The organism is Brevibacillus sp. Leaf182, from assembly GCF_001423865.2.
Lineage (GTDB): Bacteria > Bacillota > Bacilli > Brevibacillales > Brevibacillaceae > Brevibacillus > Brevibacillus brevis_C.
Map to the genome: position 1 here is coordinate 1 of NZ_LMPN02000026.1, position 19,935 is coordinate 19,935.

General features: G+C 46.9%; 17 protein-coding genes and 1 pseudogene. 8 read left to right on the forward strand and 10 right to left on the reverse strand.

Annotated features, from left to right (window positions below; all coding sequences use genetic code 11):
* From ASG16_RS18365 to ASG16_RS18375, 3 genes and pseudogenes are all read right to left on the reverse strand, one after another.
* Positions 1-1,467 (reverse strand): annotated as a pseudogene (locus ASG16_RS18365) (hypothetical protein); the annotation flags it as partial.
* Positions 1,468-1,618: 151 nt separating this feature from the next.
* Positions 1,619-2,821, reverse strand: coding sequence for a BMQ_0737 family morphogenetic spore coat protein (locus ASG16_RS18370; protein WP_056497706.1), 1,203 nt, complete (start codon positions 2,819-2,821; stop codon positions 1,619-1,621).
* Positions 2,822-2,929: 108 nt separating this feature from the next.
* Positions 2,930-3,814: a glycosyltransferase family 2 protein gene (locus ASG16_RS18375; RefSeq protein ID WP_056497705.1), complete on the reverse strand. Its 885-nt coding sequence runs from the start codon at positions 3,812-3,814 to the stop codon at positions 2,930-2,932.
* Between the two features lie 136 nt (positions 3,815-3,950).
* On the opposite strand from ASG16_RS18375, the gene ASG16_RS18380 reads away from it, so the two are divergent.
* The gene (locus ASG16_RS18380) at positions 3,951-5,309 is read left to right on the forward strand and encodes a hypothetical protein (protein WP_056497704.1); all 1,359 of its coding nucleotides are present in this window, start codon (positions 3,951-3,953) and stop codon (positions 5,307-5,309) included.
* A 55-nt stretch (positions 5,310-5,364) separates the two neighbouring features.
* Here ASG16_RS18380 and ASG16_RS18385 read toward each other — a convergent pair whose 3' ends face one another.
* A complete protein-coding gene (locus ASG16_RS18385; RefSeq protein WP_056497702.1) occupies positions 5,365-6,462 on the reverse strand; it encodes a YkwD family sporulation-associated protein in 1,098 nt (365 codons plus the stop codon).
* A gap of 95 nt (positions 6,463-6,557) precedes the next feature.
* Here ASG16_RS18385 and ASG16_RS18390 point away from each other — a divergent pair, with 95 nt between their 5' ends.
* On the forward strand, positions 6,558-6,905 hold the full coding sequence (locus tag ASG16_RS18390; protein ID WP_056497700.1) for a DUF1360 domain-containing protein: 348 nt from the start codon (positions 6,558-6,560) through the stop codon (positions 6,903-6,905).
* A gap of 4 nt (positions 6,906-6,909) precedes the next feature.
* On the opposite strand, the gene ASG16_RS18395 is transcribed toward ASG16_RS18390, so the two are convergent.
* Entirely contained in the window at positions 6,910-8,097 is a 1,188-nt protein-coding gene (locus ASG16_RS18395; RefSeq protein ID WP_056497781.1) for a glycosyltransferase family 2 protein, read from the reverse strand.
* 109 nt (positions 8,098-8,206) lie between these two features.
* Entirely contained in the window at positions 8,207-9,055 is an 849-nt protein-coding gene (locus tag ASG16_RS18400) for a DUF1698 domain-containing protein (RefSeq protein ID WP_056497698.1), read from the reverse strand.
* A 207-nt stretch (positions 9,056-9,262) separates the two neighbouring features.
* On the opposite strand from ASG16_RS18400, the gene ASG16_RS18405 reads away from it, so the two are divergent.
* The 6 genes from ASG16_RS18405 to ASG16_RS18430 all read left to right on the forward strand — a co-directional run bounded on the left by ASG16_RS18405 (position 9,263) and on the right by ASG16_RS18430 (position 15,047).
* The gene (locus tag ASG16_RS18405) at positions 9,263-10,108 is read left to right on the forward strand and encodes a hypothetical protein (protein ID WP_056497697.1); all 846 of its coding nucleotides are present in this window, start codon (positions 9,263-9,265) and stop codon (positions 10,106-10,108) included.
* 115 nt (positions 10,109-10,223) lie between these two features.
* Positions 10,224-11,627, forward strand: coding sequence for a sugar phosphate nucleotidyltransferase (locus ASG16_RS18410; protein ID WP_056497696.1), 1,404 nt, complete (start codon positions 10,224-10,226; stop codon positions 11,625-11,627).
* Entirely contained in the window at positions 11,620-12,711 is a 1,092-nt protein-coding gene (rfbG, locus tag ASG16_RS18415) for a CDP-glucose 4,6-dehydratase (protein ID WP_056497694.1), read from the forward strand. Before ASG16_RS18410 ends, rfbG begins: the two co-directional genes overlap by 8 nt.
* Before the next feature lie 24 nt (positions 12,712-12,735).
* Entirely contained in the window at positions 12,736-13,515 is a 780-nt protein-coding gene (gene rfbF, locus ASG16_RS18420) for a glucose-1-phosphate cytidylyltransferase (protein WP_056497692.1), read from the forward strand.
* Between the two features lie 14 nt (positions 13,516-13,529).
* Positions 13,530-14,123: an FkbM family methyltransferase gene (locus tag ASG16_RS18425; protein ID WP_056497690.1), complete on the forward strand. Its 594-nt coding sequence runs from the start codon at positions 13,530-13,532 to the stop codon at positions 14,121-14,123.
* Between the two features lie 36 nt (positions 14,124-14,159).
* Entirely contained in the window at positions 14,160-15,047 is an 888-nt protein-coding gene (locus tag ASG16_RS18430; protein WP_056497689.1) for an NAD-dependent epimerase/dehydratase family protein, read from the forward strand.
* Between the two features lie 52 nt (positions 15,048-15,099).
* On the opposite strand, the gene ASG16_RS18435 is transcribed toward ASG16_RS18430, so the two are convergent.
* Genes ASG16_RS18435 through ASG16_RS18450 form a run of 4 tightly spaced genes read right to left on the reverse strand, consistent with a single transcriptional unit; the run spans position 15,100 to position 19,892 of the window.
* Entirely contained in the window at positions 15,100-16,539 is a 1,440-nt protein-coding gene (locus tag ASG16_RS18435) for an FkbM family methyltransferase (protein WP_056497688.1), read from the reverse strand.
* Between the two features lie 27 nt (positions 16,540-16,566).
* Positions 16,567-17,673, reverse strand: coding sequence for a glycosyltransferase family 4 protein (locus ASG16_RS18440; RefSeq protein WP_056497686.1), 1,107 nt, complete (start codon positions 17,671-17,673; stop codon positions 16,567-16,569).
* Entirely contained in the window at positions 17,670-18,626 is a 957-nt protein-coding gene (locus ASG16_RS18445; RefSeq protein ID WP_056497684.1) for a GDP-L-fucose synthase family protein, read from the reverse strand. Before ASG16_RS18445 ends, ASG16_RS18440 begins: the two co-directional genes overlap by 4 nt.
* Before the next feature lie 30 nt (positions 18,627-18,656).
* Positions 18,657-19,892, reverse strand: a complete 1,236-nt coding sequence (locus tag ASG16_RS18450) for a glycosyltransferase family 2 protein (protein WP_056497683.1) — start codon at positions 19,890-19,892, stop codon at positions 18,657-18,659.
* Positions 19,893-19,935: the final 43 nt, after the last annotated feature.

A 19,935-nucleotide genomic window follows, 5' to 3' on the forward strand; every position in this document is an offset into this window, starting at 1 on the left:
TTTGGTCTGGAGGTTATGCTTTAAGGATTGCAGTTCTTGGCTTTGCCCCTGCAGCTCTTGTTCAAGATCGAGAAGTTCCTGCTGCTGTGCTTGAAGTTCTTGTGTCTGAGAATGCAGCTCCAGCTCCCTAGCCTCGAGCTTTTGCTCGGTAACAAGCAGCTCTTGTTCTTTGGTCTGGAGGTTTTGCATTAAGGATTGCAGTTCTTGGCTTTGCCCCTGCAACTCTTGTTCAAGATCGAGAAGTTCCTGCTGCTGTGCTTGAAGTTCTTGTGTCTGAGAATGCAGCTCCAGCTCCTTAGCCTCGAGCTTTTGCTCGGTAACAAGCAGCTCTTGTTCTTTGGTCTGGAGGTTATGCTTTAAGGATTGCAGTTCTTGGCTTTGCCCCTGCAACTCTTGTTCAAGACTGAGAAGTTCTTGCTCCCGTGCTTGAAGAGCTTGTGTCTGAGAATGCAGTTCTAGCCCCTTCGTCTGGAGCTCTTGATTGAGAGTGAGCTGCTCTTGTTCTTTCGTTTGCAGGTGATCCGCTTGAGAATGCAGTTCTAACCATTGTGTCTGAAGCTCTTGTTCAAGATCGAGAAGCTTCTGTTCCCGTTTTTGTAGGTGTTGCGTCTGAGCATGCAACTCTTGCTCAAGATCGTGAAGTTCCTGCTCCCGCTGCTCCCAATTTGCGCTTGCTTCTGTATACTGCTGTAGGTCAGAGAGTGCCTGCTCTTCCCGTGCTCGTGCGTCTTCCAATTGCTGATTCAATGATTCAATTTTGGATAGTTGCTCGTGCTGCCTCATCTGCGAACTCTCAAACTCTTCATTTACATGATCCAAAGCTTGTTTCCATGTAAGCTGTTGCTGCTCCAGATGTGCGATCATGTCTAAATGCTGCTCGCGTTCATGCAGGATTTCCTCGATTTGACTCAACTGCTGCTGATTTTGCTCGTGTAACTCTTTTTGCCATTGTGCCTCTTTTTGCTCGTAGCTTTGTACACGCCGTTGGAGTAATTCAATGTGCTCGCGCAAGTGTGCTTCCTGTGCTTGATGTTTGGACATGATTTCTTCAAGCCGTGGACCTTTTCGTTGCTCTCTGATCTCGGTTTGCAAGCTGTCGATTGCACTCTTTAGTTTTGCCTCTGTTTCCTGGTGGTCGGTTATGGTATTTTCCCGTTGTTTCAGGAGACGTTCGTAGTAGTCGAGCTTGCTCTTCATTTCTTGAAGCATGTCTTGTGAATCGTTTAAGCGCTGCTTCCATTCTGCCCCTTTGCTGTCCAAATCGTGGAGGGTTTGGTTCAATTGTTCAAGCTGCTCTCTATATGCTCCGTTTTTTTGGGACGTTTCTTCTATCTGCTTCTGTAGGTGCCACACTTCTTGCATGAGTTGGTTTGCTTTGTCCTCGTAGTAGTGTGCTTGTTTTTTAAGCAGGAGGAGCTTCTCATTTTCTTTCGACTTACTCGCATTGGAGATTCTCCTTTTGTACACAGTGTTGTCCTCCTTTTTCCGTCTTGCTTTCCCATATAGACATATGTACGGGGTAGAAATTGGTGCCTGTATTGTAGTGAAGGTTCATCTATAGAAAAAACGGGAGAAGTGCTGGTCTTCTCCCGCCTGATTGGAAACAAATATTTTTTTCTTACGGAGTGGTGATGACAATATCTCCGAACGTGATGCAATCGGCAACCAGTAATTGTTCGTCTGGAACGACTGTAATGGTGCCGCTGAAGACGAGGACACCAGCAGAGTCTGTGAGTGTCAGAATGATAACGTCTGGCAGGCCGAGTCCTGTTTCGGCAAGTGTCAGAGAGTAGGTCAGCGTTTCTTGAGCGCCTGTTGCTGTGAATGTCCGTACACCAGTACCTGTTACGACCAGACCTGTCACAATTGGCAGGATTGGCAGTGTGGTAATGCATGTCGGAGAGCTGATAGTCGTTGGCGAGAAGCTGAAGCTTTGATCACCAAGGACATCAGGCAGGAGAGCATCAAAGAAGTTAAAGGTAAACGAGCTGCTGGATGGATCGCAGCTTGGGCAGATATCCGCGATGAGCTGGACGGTACCGACGGCTGAGGCGAGTGGGATACCAATAGAAATGGAGACGTTTGGTACCAACGCATTGACGGACGCCTGGCAATCGCAGTTGCGTACTGGGAAGATTGGTGGGCATTGTGGCGGGAATGTGATCGGCGGGCAACGGAAAGACGGCGTTGGCGATGGAATTGGAATGTTGTTTGGACGTGGAGAGCAGAATTTCGCCAATACTTCCAGTTTGACTTCTGCTTCTACCTGGATTTCTACGCAGACAATGACGTCGAGTTGAACCATGCCTCCGAGGAGAACAGTACCGGTTGGTGAGCACTCGAAAGCACTGATTCGGCACAAGATATTGTCCTCATCAAGCGGTTCAGGCAGGCAAAGAACGACTTCCTGATCGAATTGCACTGTCGTTGTGAATTCGCAGAGAGGTGTTCCGTCTGCGAAGACGCGAACGAGCACAGTGGCTCCGAACACAAAGCGAACGACTCCGACCCGAACAGTGGTCCCATTGACTGTGATGTTCTCGCGGCGAATACTGACGACTCTGCAAGTAGGACCAGGAGTAACTGGCTCAACGCAGGAGAGCGTGATATCTTGCCCTGCACGAATGGCAGCGTCTACCAGAGCTTGACAATCGTCGGGAAGGGCAATCTTGTTTCGGTAGCTGTTCGCTAATACTACCCAGTCATACACCTTATTGACACGAATGCACTCTTCCTGCAGGTTGTTCGGTATAGGAGGAGTTGCTGTAGGCGTCGGTGTAGGGAGCTGGCGACCCATAATGGGCTTCACGTGATGTTTCACCGTAAGAATCCTTCCTTTCCTAGGGAGTTTGCTTTGCAGTTACATACTATGTGGGCAAAGGGAGTTTGGCATGTTGAGCATGCGCCTATTTTTTAGGTCACTATCTTGTCAGAATGGAATATGAAATTTTTGAAAGAACCAATTGTCGTCGAATTTTCTTTGGGCAGTGTATCGAACACGCTGAGCGGCAGCCCCGCTAGTCAGCACATCATCCGCAATTTCACTGGCATTTGCGTAGAGCACAAGTTTTTTCGTAGCCTCAATCCGCTGCTCGCTAAAATGGCTGTACGCCATTCGAAGCATGTTGTAATAAATGTGCTCATGTGCAACTGTGTAAGGATGAACTTGCCTAAACAAATGCAAGATTTTTACGGATGGCTGGACCATACACGTATAACCGAATAGCCACATTTTGATGGAAAACTCGATATCTTCAAATCCCCATATGCGAAAGCCACGGTCAAAACCCCCGACTTTCATAAAAGCTTCTCTAGTGACCAGGAAGCATCCCCCTGGCAATATCGCAACCGGTGCCGGGCCTGTTGGCTTTGGATACCAGGTGATCTCCAGCTTTTGATTCAAATTTTGCCCATAACCAATTTTATGTGGCTCCGTCATGGAAGCGATTCCCGGAGCAACGCCATCTGCTTTTTTGGTAAGGATGAGCTCCATCATGCGATCGATCCAAAAGTTTTCAAAAGACAGATGGGCATCGCAAAAAATGAAGTAGTTGCCGCGGGCATGATTCACACCCAGGTTTCTTGCTGCTGCAGCACCAATGCCTTCTGTTGTGATTAATTTTATTTTTTCATTTTGCCCTTGGCCTTGTAAAAAGTGACAACCGTTATCTGTTGAGGCATCATCGACTACGATCACTTCATACGGATATGTGGTTCTTGTATTTAAAAGGGAAGTGATGGTAGAACGCACATTGTCCCCCTCATTTTTTACAGGAATGATAATGGAGATTAGGGGCATTTGTGAGGTGGGCATATGACCACTCCTTTCTGTAGCATCGTATGCGCAAAGCGCTTCTTCGGAACAGTCATCGCCAAAAATGTTCACTTTGGACACTAGGCATTCATACAATATCGCGGACTGAAGGAAAGTGTCGTGAGGAGAGATGGAAATGGATGTTGAGGTATATTACAGTGGTCAACGTGGCGGGTCCATGCCGTATGCGGCTCTGCCAGCGTTCCGTTTATTTTGCAAGCAAAATGGCTTTCAATTGAAGTGGGATTCGACGAATAAAAGAGTGGACCTGGATTCGGGGTTGAAAGGTAAAGTTTGCGTCCTTTTTACAGGTATCTCTTCAGGAGGGACCGCCTACGAGTGGGAGGTATTGGGGAACGTTCAAAAATTTCTCTCTGATAGCGGGATGGAGGTCGTCTTAAGCCAAAACAATCCGTCTCTGGCGAAAAATACGGATGTCGCCATACGGTTCAGCTTGAAGGAAATGCGGGCCCTGGAAAAACCTAGACTGATTTTCTTTCAGTCGGAGGATGAAAAGCGGCAAGATTTGGTCAAGTGCTTGCGTTCAGAAATGCAGCAGTCAGGAATCCCGTGTCACTATAAAATAACCAAAAACCAAAAGCAACCAACGATTGTTCACATCCAGTTGCAGTTGCCGCTTTATACGGAAGTGAACAAGCGTAAAATTTATGCGGAAAAAATTGCGCTACACTTAGCGTCAGGGGTTTTGGAGTATTTCCAAAATGGATTGCACATTCAACCAATGGCGTTTTTACCACCCAACATTTTAAAGCTGTTTTATTCCACGATGCTCTTTACCTCTGATGAGGAAAGTCAGCAGGGAGTTAAAGAAAAGGCATTAGCAGAGGAACAAATCATGATTCAGGAAAGTGACCAGCCGAGTGCTGAGGCCAGTGACTCAAATAGAGAAGGAATCAGCGAATCAGACAGTGAACGGGAAGAGTTGCTGATCTTGGCAGAAGAAGAACTGCTGGAACAAGTAGTGACCATTCATCCGGTCGAAGAAGTGCCTGAACAGGTTGAAATGCGTACAGCGGCAGAAGTGTATTTTGATTACACGTTGATTCACTCTGAATCAGTTGAGAAGCCGTACCTGTTGATTGGGACACTTCAGGTGAAGAATACGGGGAATGTAGAACTGAAAAATCCAATCGTTTGCCTGCGTGTCTCGCCTGTCGATTCAATTAAAATGGGAGGGCAGGTATTGCCACCGAAGCTCGTGGAGACGATGGCCGTGCAAGGTACATCGGGCTTAAAAGGATGGAGATACTTGGAGGACGATTGGTTTGCCCAAGCGATGGAGAGAGGGGAATACTGGATAGCGCCGATCCAACCCGTAACCATTACACCGGAATCGACGGAATCGTTCCAAAACTTCCAGATTTCTTTTATGAAACAAGAAACGGGGAAGGGAATCGTCGTCGAGGGTGTCGTGCTGTGCAACGATCAGACGGTACACTTTTCCGCCAATAACCGGATCGCCGTGTCTTTCTAATAGGGAAGAAAAGCCACCATTTCAGTAGAAATGATGGCTTTTCCGTTCCGCGCCTCTATTTTTTCAAGAACATTTGCACGAACGTCTTCCCGTGCGGACCGCCATTCACAACAGCAATGGCTACGTAGTCGTATGTCGGACTCATGATATTGGTTTTGTGCCCGGAGGAATTCATGAACATTTGATGAGCGCTGCTTACAGAGTAGTTTTGAGCAATATTTTCAGCAGCAGCTAAATAGCGAATACCAAAAGCGTCCATCATTTGAAACGGTGAGCCGTAAGTGGGAGAGGTGTGGCTAAAGTAACCTTTGCTTACCATCTCTTGGGCTTTCACACGTGCAACGTTCACCAACTGCATGTCCACTTGATAGGGGGCGAGGCCGCGGCTGGTGCGTTCTTGATTCACGAGCTGAACCATTTCTTTTTCCTCAGCCGTCAAACCAGCGGGAAGAGGAACTTGCGTGTCAGCACCAGGGTTTTGCGGTTGCTCAGGCTTGCTTGGTGTTACGGGAGTCGTTGGATTTGTTGGCGTGGTTGGTTTTGTATCTGGCCCGGGCTGCACTGGGTTGTTCTTGTATTGGGTTTGAATGGCCGTATAGGTTTTGGCATCAGCTTCACCAGTCAACGGCTGTTTATTGCGCGACTGGAATAGCATGACGGCAAAGCGCGTAGATTCATCGTAATAACCCGAGGCAGTTACTTTGTATCCGAGGCCAGCGAGCATTTTTTGCAATTCCTTCACGTTCTCACCGTTAGCACCCAATTTCAGCGTAGCGTAATCATTGGACTCAGCAGGCTTGCTAGGCTTGGAAGGTGTGCTTGGCTGTGTCGGCTGCTCTTGCTTGCGAGCTTGGTACGCGCTCTTCAGTTTATCGTAAGTAGTTTTGTTTACAATTCCGGTTTGCGGCAGCTTGTATTTTTTCTGAAAAGCTTTGACGTTATAAACTGTGTAGCTATTGTATGTCTTGTCCACTACCAGCTTGTAGTCGTAATGGAGTGCATCGAGCATCTTTTCCACTTCAAGCACGCGCGAGCTCTTCATCCCTTTTTTCAAAGAGGTAAAACTTGTTTTCGCAAATGCAGGTTGTCCGATCATGGTTACGAGGACGGACAGGGAAAGGATGGTTGCCATTTTCTTTATGTTGCGATTCATCTCATCACGCCTTTCTCTGGTTTGTCGCATCACAATGGTACTAAATGTGGAACAAATGAGAAAAGCACAAAATATTGGAAAGAGGTGGAGGTGGAATGTTTGACCTCTCTTGGATCGACCTAATCATTCTCGTGCTGGCAAGCTTTCGTCTCACGCATTTGATTGTTTTTGATGAGATCACGTCTTTTCTGCGAAACCCATTTTACGAAGTGCTATATGTACCCGATGAGTCGGGGCAAATGGTTCGGGACTTTCAATTTAAGGGCGGAAGATTGCGCCAATGGATAGGCAGATTGTTGAGCTGCCATTGGTGCGTGGGAATTTGGGTGGGCGCTTTGGTTGTGGGGGTGTATATGTATGTGCCAGCCGCCTATCCTTTGTTGCTCCTGCTTGCCATAGCCGGAGCGGCGGCTGTCATTGAAACGAAGCTATATACGAGTTAAATGGTTAACTCCTTGAAAAAGTTCTGTACACGATCACTTCGTCATACGAAAGTGGAATAATCTCTTCGGCCATGTATCCCCCCACGATTCTCTGCTGGACTTGAGGGGTGCTCGGTACACCGACACTGGAAGAAGCGATGTCCACACGAAGTGTCGTGGCATTCGGATCGAGTGGAATTTCGAGGGCAAAAGTGGGTTTATCAACGGTATAGCTTTTTACATTTATGCCATTCACAAGTGCAGTCAAAACAATCGGCTTCGGCAATTTTACGGGGGAGCCAGGGATTTTGCCCTTCACTAACAACATTTGAGCTGGCGCAGACGGATCTGATTCCACAATCGCGCGCAGGACAGGAGGCGCCCACAAGTCCATTCCCCGATTCATGCTTGTGATTCTGGTTGTATTAGATGGAAAGGACTTATAGAGCCGCAACAGGTCGAGTACACCCATGCCTTTGTATTGTGGAACATACGATATCCAATGGCTGGGGATGGACGAATAATTTTTCGCAAGTGATCGTAATACTTCAGGTACGCCGACAGAATGCCATTGCGTAGCTGATTTGCAGGTCGTGTGGATTCGGGCATTTCCTAAGTAGTGAGGCACGTAACCGATGGGATAAAATTTGGCGATGCGCATCCACAGGTCGTAATCCATGCAAAATTGCAATTTTTCATCCACGCCCCCCATATGCCTGAAAACGTGGGTCCTGATGAAAGCGGATGGCTGGCAAATCACGCAGCTCTGATACAACTTCTTGGAATCAGCTTGTTCTGACGGGTAGGTGGAGGATACTTGACCGTACTCGTTCATCACCTGGCAATTGCCGTGAAGCATTCCCCAGCTCGGGTTACTCGCAAAAGCGTGAACAGCCATCATGATGGCGCCGGGTACATAGGTGTCGTCTGAATTCAGCCAGCCAATGATTTCCCCTCTTGCCATTGCCAGACCTTTGTTTAGCGCATGAGACTGTCCGCGATCCGGTTCGGAAATATAACGGAAGCGCGGATCTTTTTGTGCATATTCTTGCAAGATGGAGAGCGTATCGTCAGTCGAGCCTCCATCTACCACGATATGCTCAAGGTTTGCATAGTCCTGGGTCAATATGCTATTTATCGTCTCACGAATAAACCGGCCTTGGTTGTAAGAGGGGGTAATGATACTCACTAATGGTTGCTGTGAGTGGGACACGAGATTCACTCCCATCTTTCCATCATAAAAATGCATGCACTACCTTCAGACTATGAAAGAATGGAAAAACGGGTACACAAGCATCGTTGATCTTGTGCACCCGATTTCATTACAAATAGTCTGGAATGATCCCTGGATTGCGGAAAATACGGAGCAATTCCGCGTGACAGTTAGGGTCGATCGAGCTGCCAGGAATGGCTCTTGCCACGAGGCTGATACGACCTGCATCGTAATTGTTTATTTTGCCAGAGGGGATGGTCCGAACCGATTCAGGAATAACTTCAAACAATGTGCCCTTCAGCATCTCCTCAATGCAAAGGACGGATGGCAACCACCAAGTCGTATCGTCCCTATAAATCCGGTTCATTTGTCCAGGAGCTCCGTTGTAGACCATGATCGATTGGTTTGTATCCAAAATACAGGCAGTTTCCAACAAGAGGTGCCCACCTGGTTTAATTACGCTTCGGCATTGCGACAATGTCCACATTGGATCACGCAGATGATAGAGCAGTCCAAGATGCTGGACGACATCAAATTGATTGTGCCGTATTTGTTGAGGAAATGGCAGTGGTTCTATAAAGTCGTCCATCAGCAAAACTTGCAGCCCTTCCCATAGTTTATAAGGGCTGGTATTGTACAGCGGCAAAACTTTGCTTTGCAGGATATTCTTGCAAAACTCGAAATTCAAATAGAGTGGCTGCATACAGTCCGTAGCTACGACAAGACTCGCCCCTCGCTGCTCCGCTTCAAAAGCCCACATACCATCAAAACTAGCGAGATCAAGGACGCGTTTCCCCGCGTAAGGGATGTATTCTCTGGATTGTCTCGTCATATTCCATACATTTTCCAGCAGCGTAATCCCGGGAGTGACAATACCAGGTCGCAGCGCGATTTTATGGTACCATCGTCGTTTGTTGATCTCATCGAGGATTTCCTGATCTGTCCAAAATCTTCCCATCGACATGTCCTCCTTCATTGCAGAGTGCTTGCCCTATACGATATGTTCGGACAGTGCTGGGGGGAATGATATAAATGCATTAATTTCGTCCCCATCAAGTGTAAAGTTGCTTGCCAGCATGCAGGTTTCCGGAAAAGAGGCATATGCCCGTTTCTCGTGGTCTTTCACTTACATAAAGTATGGGGAGAAAAAGGAGGCGGAAAGAGTATGTCCTTGCCTATCGTGATCATCCATCGAGGGGACGATGATTATCTCACATACAGCTTGCAGCAAGCGAAAAGAAGTAATCCCCATTCGCCCGTCTATCTGATAGGGAATGGAGGAAACAGAAGGTATGCGATAAACGGCGTCATTCACGAAATGATAGACGATTACATGCATGCTGCTGCAGAAATGACGAGAGTCTATAAACATATTCATTTCATGCCCTATGAGTACAATCTGTTTTGTTTTCAACGATGGTTTATTTTGTTGGCGTTTATAAAAAAGCATCAGATTTCGAAATGCTGTTATATCGATACGGATGTCATGCTGTTTACCGACGTGAACCATCAGCGCTTTAACAACTTTACGATGGAATTCGTATGGACAAATTTCGTAGATAGGCAGAAGTTGGAGCTATATTGCGAGTTTATGAAGTCTCACTTTGCCAATCCAATTGCATTCGCGCAAGTCGTTCAATACACAATGCAAAGAAAGGAACATGTACGATTCAATCAGCCTCTCATTACGGATATGGTGCTGGCCTTGCTATTTCTTGACCGGTTCAAGGATTACCAAATCACGAATGGTTTGTTTCATGATGGCATAATTGATGGGAATATTCAGCAGGCTACCTCAATGGAAAACTTGTACGGCTATAAGAAAATTTACTCGATAAATGGTGTGTTGTGCTGTAAGGATAAGGCAACGGGGGGATATCTGCCGTTGTTTTCTCTTCATTTTCAAGGATACACGAAGCACTTTATGAGGTTTTTCACGGCTCCCCATCTTCCCCAAGCAGGTTCTTACATTTTCGATTATATCTCCAATCGTTGGATTCAGTTTCTATAGGCTTCTATCATTCCTCGTGTTATTTGACCATTTTCATTGGACGATAGAGCATCGACTGCGACAGACGCATAAGATGGTGCATACAACACGATATAAACGGATAGAGGTGGCCTGGGTGAAACTGATATTGCTATCGGGTGGTTCAGGGAAAAGGCTGTGGCCGCTCTCCAATGATGTCAGGTCCAAACAGTTCTTGAAGTTGGTAGGCAATGCACATTCCCAACCAGAGGCGATGGTTCAACGAGTGTGGAGGCAACTGGCCTCCCGCAATTGGTCGGAGCCTGTTTATATTTCAACAGGCCGCTCACATGTAGACTTGCTTCAAAGCCAACTTGGAGAAGGCGTTCCTTTGATCGTGGAGCCGGAAAAAAGAGATACCTTCCCTGCCATTGCTTTAGCGGTGACCTATTTGTACTCTGCTTTGACACTGGACCCGGATGAGGTCATAGCCGTCATGCCTGTTGATCCATTCGTTGAGGATCGCTTCATGGACAGGATCAAGGAGCTGGAGAACACTATACTCAAATCAGGCGCGAATCTCGCATTAATCGGAGTGAAGCCTACGTATCCATCTACGAAATACGGCTACATTGTTCCACAGCTAGAATCAGAGTCGGATCAGAGTGAAAGGCCTCATGCCTATCAAAAAGTAAAAAGCTTCAAAGAAAAGCCGTCACTTGAGCAAGCGCAGGATTTAGTAGAAAAGAAGGCGCTATGGAATTGTGGAATTTTTGCTTTTCGATTGGGTTATCTCATTCGCGAATTAGAGCAAAAAGGATTGCCTACTGAATACAACCGCATGCTTGAGCAATATAGCCAAATGCCTGCGATCAGCTTTGACTATGAGATTGTAGAAAAGGCAGAGAGAGTAGTCGTTCTCCCGTATGACGGAGACTGGAAGGACTTAGGGACGTGGAATACGCTCACGGAAGAAATGAGCGAGAATGCAATCGGTAAGGTTTTGCTTGATGAGAGTTGTACGAATACGCACGTTATCAACGAATTGGACATACCTATCGTGTCCATCGGCTTATCGGATATGATCGTGGCGGCCAGCCCTGATGGCATCCTCGTTTCTTCCAAGGAACAAAGTCATATGGTCAAAAATTTGGCTTTGGATTGGACAAAGCGCCCAATGTATGAAGAGCGGCGCTGGGGATGGTATCAAGTTATGCATTTTCAGAAGAATGAAGACGATGTGGAAGTATTAACGAAAAGAATCCATGTATACGCAGGGAAAAATTTGAGCTATCAGTACCATCACCATCGTAGCGAAGTATGGATCATCGTAGAAGGCTGCGGCGAGTTCATCTTGGATGATCAGTTGAGCCAGGTTGAACCAGGTGACGTATTGCAAATCCCGGTAGGAGCCAAACATGCAATCAAAGCCACGACCGAGCTGGAATTCATCGAGGTACAGATGGGAAGTCAGCTAGTGGAAGAAGATATCGTTCGACTCGGAATGACGTGGTCAGCGATTCGGGAGCAGATCGGGAAGCACGGTGATCACGATGATTGATCCAGCGTTTTGGCGAGACAAAAAAGTGTTGATCACAGGTCATACCGGGTTCAAAGGGGCATGGCTATGCTTATGGCTGCATCATTTAGGGGCGAAGGTAACAGGGTATGCGCTGTCGCCGCCGACGAATCCGAGTATTTTTGAGTGTGCCCAAATCAGCTCATTAGTTGATTCGATCATTGATGATATCAGATCGAAGGAAAGTGTTCAAAAAGCGATCAACCAAGCAAACCCGGATATCATCATTCACATGGCCGCCCAGCCGCTGGTACGTTTGTCGTATCACTATCCAGCGGAAACCTACGAAATCAATGTCATGGGTACGGTGAATGTATTCGAAGCGGCGAGAGTGGCTGTGCAAAACGGAATGAACATAAAAGCGATCATCAATGTGACGACGGATAAGGTTTACGAAAACCGGGAGTGGGTGTGGGGATACCGTGAGCAGGATGTGTTGGGGGGCTATGATCCGTACTCGAACAGCAAAGCATGTTCGGAGCAAGTGACTGCCTCCTATCGCAATGCTTTCTTTCACCCCGACCAGTATCACCAGCATGGTGTAGCCGTTGCTTCAGTGCGAGCAGGTAATGTAATCGGCGGCGGTGATTGGGCTCTTGATCGCTTGATACCGGACTGCATGAGTGCCCTGATAAAGGGAGAGAAAATCACTATCCGAAATCCAAAAGCGATTCGGCCGTGGCAGCACGTCCTTGAGCCGTTAACAGGGTATTTGATGCTCGCCGAAAAAATGTGGGGAAATGGCAAGGATTACGCTCAGAGCTGGAATTTTGGTCCGAATGAGGAAGAGGCCAAATCGGTAGAGTGGATCGTCCAGCAATTGTGTGAGCGATGGGGAGCTGGTGCCCGCTTTGAAGTAGAGCGAACCGATCCACAATGGCACGAAGCCCAATATTTAAAGCTGGACTGTTCCAAAGCCAAAAGCGTACTAGGCTGGAAGCCCAAGTGGTCACTCGAACAGACCTTGGACAGTATCATTTCGTGGCATAAGGCTTATCAGCAAAAGCAAGACGTAAGGGAGATCTGTTTGGCCCAAATCGCAGCGTATACAGATAGGGCCCAGTGAACACCAGAGGAAGGAGGGCAGCCAATGAAAGTCGTCATCCTAGCAGGAGGGTATGGCACACGCATTGGAGAAGAAACGCATCTTCGTCCGAAACCGCTCATTGAGATCGGTGAATGGCCCATCATTTGTCATATCATGTCCACTTATTCCAAGTATGGTTTTCATGATTTCATCATCTGTCTCGGGTACAAAGGCTATATGATCAAGGAATACTTCGCGCACTACTTCCTTCACCATTCTGATGTGACTTTTGATTTTCGTAACGATAATCAGGTCACTTTTCACAATCATAATGCTGCTCCGTGGCGAGTCACATTGATTGATACAGGGAAAGACACAGGGACAGGTGGAAGGGTGAAGCGGATACAGAAGTATGTGGGAGAAGAAACCTTCATGCTGACGTATGGAGATGGCTTATCCGACATTGATATTGAAAAGCTAGTAAAATTTCATCGGACGCATAAAAAACTCGCAACGATCACCACGACTCAACCGCCAGGCAGATTCGGAGCATTGGATATTGCCGATGGGAGCACTGTAACAGGATTCCAGGAGAAGCCAAAGGGGGACGGCGGGTGGATCAATGCTGGTTTTTTTGTCATGGAACCGGGCGTATTCGACTATATTGCGGGTGATGAGACGGTATTGGAAAAAGATCCGCTGGAGAGCTTGGCCAAGGCGAATCAACTGATGGCCTTCAAGCATACTGGTTTTTGGCATCCGATGGATACGCTCAGAGATAAAAACTACCTGGAAGAACTGTGGAAATCCGGAAAAGCAGCATGGGCAACCAGCCGAACATGAAGGAGGAAGCAGGAGTGGGCGGATTAAACGAGAACAGTGAAGAGGTTTTTTCTCCGATCGGATACGGTGACATTACCATCGATTGTGGGGCAAATTACGGGGTCATTTCTCAAAAAATGGCGGATAAAGGCGCCCTTGTCTTTGCGTTTGAACCGAATCCATACGTATTTGAGGAATTGAAAAAAAGGGTTGGCTCCTATCCCAATGTCGTATGTATAAACAAAGCGGTTTGGCATAAAAACGACAAGCTGCGCTTGCATTTGCATGAACATTACCATACAGATCCGGCGGGGTCTGCGTATGCCTCTTCCCTTTTGACCAATCATCCGGTTACGAATCCTGAAAAGTATGTAGAAGTAGAGGTCATCGATTTGACACAGTTCATCCAAATGCTCAACCGCCCGATCAAATTGATCAAAATCGATATTGAGGGGGCAGAATTTGAACTGTTGGAAAAAATCGTGGAGCAAAATTTACACCTTCACATAGAAAAAATCGTCGTAGAAAATCATGAATGGCTGATCGAAGGCTTGAAAACGAAAGCCGATCACTTTCGGAGGGTCATGCAAGAAAAACAAATTCACAACATTGACTTGAACTGGATATAAGAAGAGTGCCAAGCAGGTGAAGGGGAGCGATCCCAAATGAAGATACTAGTGACCGGTGCGACAGGCTTTCTCGGAAGCCAGCTCGTAAAAGCGCTGCGATTGGACGGACATACTGTCATCATTTTAAAAAGGAGCACTTCCGATTGCTCGCGTATCCAGGACATATTACCTGATTTGATTACCTATGATACGGATCGAGGTCAATGGGAAGCTCCTTTTTTCGAGCAGGGGAGAATCGATGCGATTATCCATACAGCAACCTGTTATGGACGCAACAACGAAAGCAATGCCACGATCGTAGATACCAATGTGACCTTTCCGCTGAAACTGCTGGATGTGGCCATACGCTCTGGAACCCCTGTTTTTCTGAATACAGATACGTTTTCCAGTGCGCCCGTCCGATTACCCAAACATCTACAACCATACAATTTGACGAAGCGTCAGTTTCGAGAATGGGGAAAATGCCTAGCAGATACATCTTCCCTGCAATTCATCAACGTCAGGCTGGAGCATGTGTATGGTCCTTATGACAAAACGAATAAATTTGTCTCTACTGTCATGAAAAGCTGTCTCGAAAATCAGCCCGAACTAAGGCTTACAGAAGGAAAGCAAGCAAGGGACTTTATTTATGTGGATGATGTTGTTTCTGCCTTTCGTGTGTTGTTGGCGCATGCTGCTCGTCTACCGGCAGGCTTTACGGAATACCAGGTAGGGACAGGTACAGCAACCTCCATCCGAGAGTTTGTAGAACTGGTTCATCAGATTACTCAATCAAGCACGGTTCTAAATTTCGGATCGATTGCGTATACCGACATGGAAATCATGCATTCACAAGCAGATATTCGACCGCTGCAAGCTCTAGGGTGGAATCAGCGTGTAAAGCTGGAGGATGGATTGAGAAAGGTAGTGGCCACTTTCAAATAGCAACGAAACAAAAAACATGGCGAGCCTGCAGCCATGTTTTTATCATGTGTGCTTAATCGAGGAAAGTCTTGTTCGTACAGAACAGATCAGCGTGGAAAGGTTTCATTTCGTCTAGCAAGTGGTTGTAGTTCTTCACTTTTACCACCGTATTGTCCCGCTTAAACATATACAGGTGGGTAAACAATTTCTCCAGCAGTGTGTATAGCACGAGTGGATGTCTGCCGAAGTTTTCCTTGATGCTATCTGGGTTGAATTCAATGATGACATCCGGGTCCCACTGCTTAAGTGTTCGCAGGGCACTTTCCAAAACGACGACCTCCGAGCCTTCTACGTCAATTTTAATGAGGTCGATGCGCGAGATCATATTCTGCTCTACCCAGTCATCCAGCCTGACACATGATATGAATTGGGTGGATTTCTCCACGGCTTCTGGCCCATGCGGGATATAAGACCATCCACCTCCACGCGGGTCGTCAGTAAAATGAATGTTCCCGTTCCGGTCCGCTATTCCAAGCTGGAGTGGCTCGACATTGGTGATGTGATTCTCAGCAAGATTTCGCAGGAGATAAGGATAATTGACATCGGAGGGTTCGAATGCGTATACCTTGCCTTGAGGCGCGAGATAGCTTAGTGCGAGCGAGATCGGACCGATGTTCGCTCCGATGTCTAGGCAAACATGGTCAGGTTGTACGATTTTTCTCAGAGGAAGGATAACGTAGTCTTCATAGTATCCTTTGTAATACTCCATAAAGTACAGGACGCTTTGATCGGAGCCGTCCCCATAGACGGTAAAGGTTTGATTGTCAAACGGCAGGTGAAAGTCAACTTTCTTCATCGAATTTGATGCTCCTTCAAGTGGATTGTAGATCATGATGATGTCATTTCCTACGACGAATAAGAGGTCGGGACGAAGAGAATGAACGAATTCTCGTAGTTGCTGGATCGTGGGGTAATCGTTCAACAATGGATTGGGACCAATAAAGCAACGAGCATCATCAATCAAAATGACGTGATTTTGAACAGAATGCTGCAGAATGGCAGTAAGTTCCTTCAAGATAGGGGTATCCAGGTCTCCTTTGGCTGCCTCAGATGAGCGGGGAATGTAATGGCCGTCCAGCCAAAACAGACAAGGTGTTGTGACAGAGTGCATCAGGTTGGTCAATATTTCTCCACTGTCACCGTGGAGGATATGGATGTGGCTGTCGCCTGAAAATCTCTCTTTTGCCGTGATAAACAAGGCTTCATCCAGCTCGATGGAAATGAGCAAGTCGAAATGGTATTTCATCGCTTGCAGCATGTCGCCCTTAAACGTACCGGTCTCGATCAAGGTGCGGATGCCCATCGTTTTTGCGATATGCTTGATCTTCGACTTTTTCAAATCGTTTGTCGGTGCTTCCAACAGCCAAAAATCCCAAGTCTCTTGTTCAGTTAATGGAAACGGGATTCGACGCTCCTTCCTCCACGTCTCCCGAATTTGCTGCATGCGTGACATACAAAGATGACCTCCTTTCACATGACATTAGCGTGCGACGGAAGAAAAGACAGCCAGTGTTTCACGTGCGCATTTCTCCCACGAAAAATGCTTGGCTTGATGGATACCTTTGGTAACCAGGTCTGCTCTTGCCTCAGGTTTCAAATAAAGATGGGCGAGCTTCACTGCGATATCATCAGAAATATTCGGGTCGAAGGTGAGAGCAGCGTCACCCACGACCTCAGGAATGCTCCCTGCATTGGAGCATACGATTGGAATGTTGGACTTCATGGCTTCTACCAGCGGAATGCCAAAGCCTTCGAAGAGGGAAGGGAAGCAAAGGAACTGAGCATTCCGGTACAAATAAGGCATCTCTTCCTGCGGTACGTAATGGAGCCATTTGACTTGGTCCCATAGGTGGTTATTTGTGATGTAATTCATGACGTTTTGATGAGCCTCTTGAGCAAAACCGGTGAAAACCATGGGAATTCGTATATTGTGTTTATCCCGCAAAGTGACAAGTGCTTTGAATACATTCAGGTGATTTTTGTGATGCCATGTATTCGCGGGGAAAAAGCCGTATTCGCTAGGCAGCTTATACTTTTGTATGACCTGCTGGTTGAGCGCCTCATTATGCGGTAAGGAAAATTCTCGCGAGGCATCCAGGTGAATCGCATGTACTTTATGCGGAGGAAGCCCGAATTTTTGGAGGATCGTTTGCCTGGAAAATTCCGAGAGAGTCAGCACGGCACTGCAACGCTCTGCAGAGGATTTGTAATTGTCTAGTCGCCAGCGCAAGGAATGAGCATCGAAAAACTCGGGGTAATACTCGTGTTGGATATCAGGAATGTTGATAACAGAAGGGATTGTGACATCGGCTGGATTCAATACGAGCAGCGGACAAAACCACAAATTCAACTTCAGGGAGTTCATCCAAAAATGAAGCATCGCGTGTGCATTACCGTGGTCGGGGACCATGAATTTGCGCACGTTTTTTTGCGCCTCAAAGGTATGGAAATTGTGTGAGGATAAAAAAAGAAACCACTGATGGCCGTCCCCAGCATTCATCGAGTAGGCCAGCAAGTTCCTGACATACTGTTCCATCCCGCCGATTTTGCCAGGAATCACTGACATTAGGTTTATTCCGACTCTCATGTAGGGATCCTCCCTTGCATGTGCGGATGTGCCATGTACCAAGCAATCGTTTTCTCCAAACCAGCAAGTAAGGACGTTTGTGCCGCGAAGCCGAACCGTTCTTTTGCTTTGGTCACATCTAAAAGGCGGCGCGGTTGTCCGTCTGGCTTGGTTTTATCCCATTCGATCTCTCCTTGGAAGCCGCTTAGCTGTTTGATTGTTTCCGCTAAGCTTTTGATGGAGATTTCATGACCAGAACCGATATTGACCGGTTCAGATTGATCATAGCTCATAGTTGCAGCAATAATCGCCTGTGCGGCATCTTCGACATAAATAAACTCCCGTGTGACGCTGCCTGTGCCCCAGAGAACGATCTTCTTCTCGTCATTGCGAATTGCGTCCACACATTTTCGAATGATGGCAGGGATGACGTGTGAGGTTTCCAAATCGAAGTTGTCGCCTGGACCGTACAAATTGACAGGAAGCAAATAAATGGAATTGAACCCGTATTGCTCGCGATAGGCTTGCGATTGCACCAGCATCATTTTCTTGGCTAAGCCATAGGGAGCATTGGTTTCTTCTGGGTAACCATTCCATATATCTTCTTCCTGGAACGGTACAGACGCATGCTTCGGGTAGGAGCAAATGGTTCCGATGGCTACGAATTTTTCGACACCGAATAAGCGGGATTGCTCCATGAGCTGAGTCCCCATGATCAAATTATCGTAAAAGTATTTTCCGGGGTTTTTTTGATTCGCCCCGATTCCTCCGACGACGGCAGCTAAGTGGAGAATGATATCGGGACGGAAATCTTGCAACATCTTGTTCACATCATGTTCTTTGCGAAGATCGTATTCATGGCTTCTAGGGATGAAGATGTCCGTACAGTCCAGCTTGCGCAATTGATGAACGACGTGGCTTCCTAGAAATCCTGATCCACCAGTAACCACAATCCGTTTTTTCGCCAGATTCAATTCGTGTCAACCTGCCTTTCTCGTCCGCATTTAAATTCGAGGCGAAGGGACTCTGCGATTTACCCAATTTTCGATATGGGTCTTGCCTTTGGTAAATTCCTGATAAAATTGGTATTCCTCATAGGAAAGCGGGAGGATTTCTTCCAGGTGGTAGCTGACAGATCGTTTGATTTCAGGATTGTTGGGGTGGTTCTGAAGGATCTGCTGGCTGCAAAAAATACTCACTTCACATTGCTGTCCCTCTGAGGTAATGGGAATCACGACTTGAAAACGCCCTTGGGTAACTTGGAATTTGTATACGAATTTTCCATTCCTCATGACATGGAAATGAAGAAGGGCGGCGATATCTTGGTTGCTTCCTTTGATAAGCAAAGCGTTCATCGGTCCATGGCTGGCTTCGATAGTCATTCGCAGGTTTTGGGGAGCCCACGCGTCCGAGTAGCGGTTGGATGCAATGATTCGAGGAGAGGGCCCGAAAGCATGATACGCTTTTAGTTTATTGAGAAACCAAAAGGCTCCTTGCTTGTAATGATTCTGCGTATAGTGATAGAGCCATTCATTTGAGATGGTGCCATGATGCTTCACGCTTGTTTTCAAAATTTCGGAAAACCCTGGTTCTAATTCATAGACAAACGTTTTGCACGCGTCATATAAGCGTGAGTTAGCCAAGAATTCCGGAATCGTTCCAATCGGATAATGCAGGGAAATTCGGTTCCACAAATCGTAATCCATGCACCAGTCGTGTTCTTCATTTACACCACCAACTGCTTCAAAGGCATGCTTTCGCAGGAAAGCTGCGGGTTGGCAGATGATGTTGAAATGAAACAATTTTTTTCTGTCAAACTCCACCCAAATGTACGGATATTTTACTTTGTCATCCTCATCAATGTGGAGCCCTTTTCCGTATACTACGCCCCAATCGGGATGCTGCTGCAAGGCTGCAACAGCCTTTCGAATGGCACCGGGAAAATACGTATCATCTGAATTGAGCCATCCGATAATCTCACCACGTGCCATTTGCAATCCTTTATTGATAGCATGGGATTGGCCGCGATCTGGTTCGGAAACGAAGCGGAAGCGGTCCCCAAGATGGCTGTATTGCTGCAAAATATTCTGTGTACCGTCAGTGGAGGCTCCATCGACTACTATATGCTCAATATGGGGATAGTCCTGTGTCAGTACACTTTCGATTGTTCGTTTGATAAATTTTGCCTGATTGTACGAAGGGGTGATGACACTGACGAGAGGAAGGGATTGCATGGACATAAGAAGTTCCCTCCTGATTTTTTCTACTCATCCACTCGACGTT

What these genes read in the sequence shown, in the direction of transcription:
- ASG16_RS18375 (WP_056497705.1), bottom strand. Translation starts at nt 3,814, where the DNA reads ATGCCCACCTCACAAATGCCCCTAATCTCCATTATCATTCCTGTAAAA.
- ASG16_RS18380 (WP_056497704.1), top strand. Translation starts at nt 3,951, where the DNA reads ATGGATGTTGAGGTATATTACAGTGGTCAACGTGGCGGGTCCATGCCG.
- ASG16_RS18385 (WP_056497702.1), bottom strand. Translation starts at nt 6,462, where the DNA reads ATGAATCGCAACATAAAGAAAATGGCAACCATCCTTTCCCTGTCCGTC.
- ASG16_RS18390 (WP_056497700.1), top strand. Translation starts at nt 6,558, where the DNA reads ATGTTTGACCTCTCTTGGATCGACCTAATCATTCTCGTGCTGGCAAGC.
- ASG16_RS18400 (WP_056497698.1), bottom strand. Translation starts at nt 9,055, where the DNA reads ATGGGAAGATTTTGGACAGATCAGGAAATCCTCGATGAGATCAACAAA.
- ASG16_RS18405 (WP_056497697.1), top strand. Translation starts at nt 9,263, where the DNA reads ATGTCCTTGCCTATCGTGATCATCCATCGAGGGGACGATGATTATCTC.
- rfbG (WP_056497694.1), top strand. Translation starts at nt 11,620, where the DNA reads ATGATTGATCCAGCGTTTTGGCGAGACAAAAAAGTGTTGATCACAGGT.
- rfbF (WP_056497692.1), top strand. Translation starts at nt 12,736, where the DNA reads ATGAAAGTCGTCATCCTAGCAGGAGGGTATGGCACACGCATTGGAGAA.
- ASG16_RS18430 (WP_056497689.1), top strand. Translation starts at nt 14,160, where the DNA reads ATGAAGATACTAGTGACCGGTGCGACAGGCTTTCTCGGAAGCCAGCTC.
- ASG16_RS18435 (WP_056497688.1), bottom strand. Translation starts at nt 16,539, where the DNA reads ATGTCACGCATGCAGCAAATTCGGGAGACGTGGAGGAAGGAGCGTCGA.
- ASG16_RS18440 (WP_056497686.1), bottom strand. Translation starts at nt 17,673, where the DNA reads ATGAGAGTCGGAATAAACCTAATGTCAGTGATTCCTGGCAAAATCGGC.
- ASG16_RS18450 (WP_056497683.1), bottom strand. Translation starts at nt 19,892, where the DNA reads ATGTCCATGCAATCCCTTCCTCTCGTCAGTGTCATCACCCCTTCGTAC.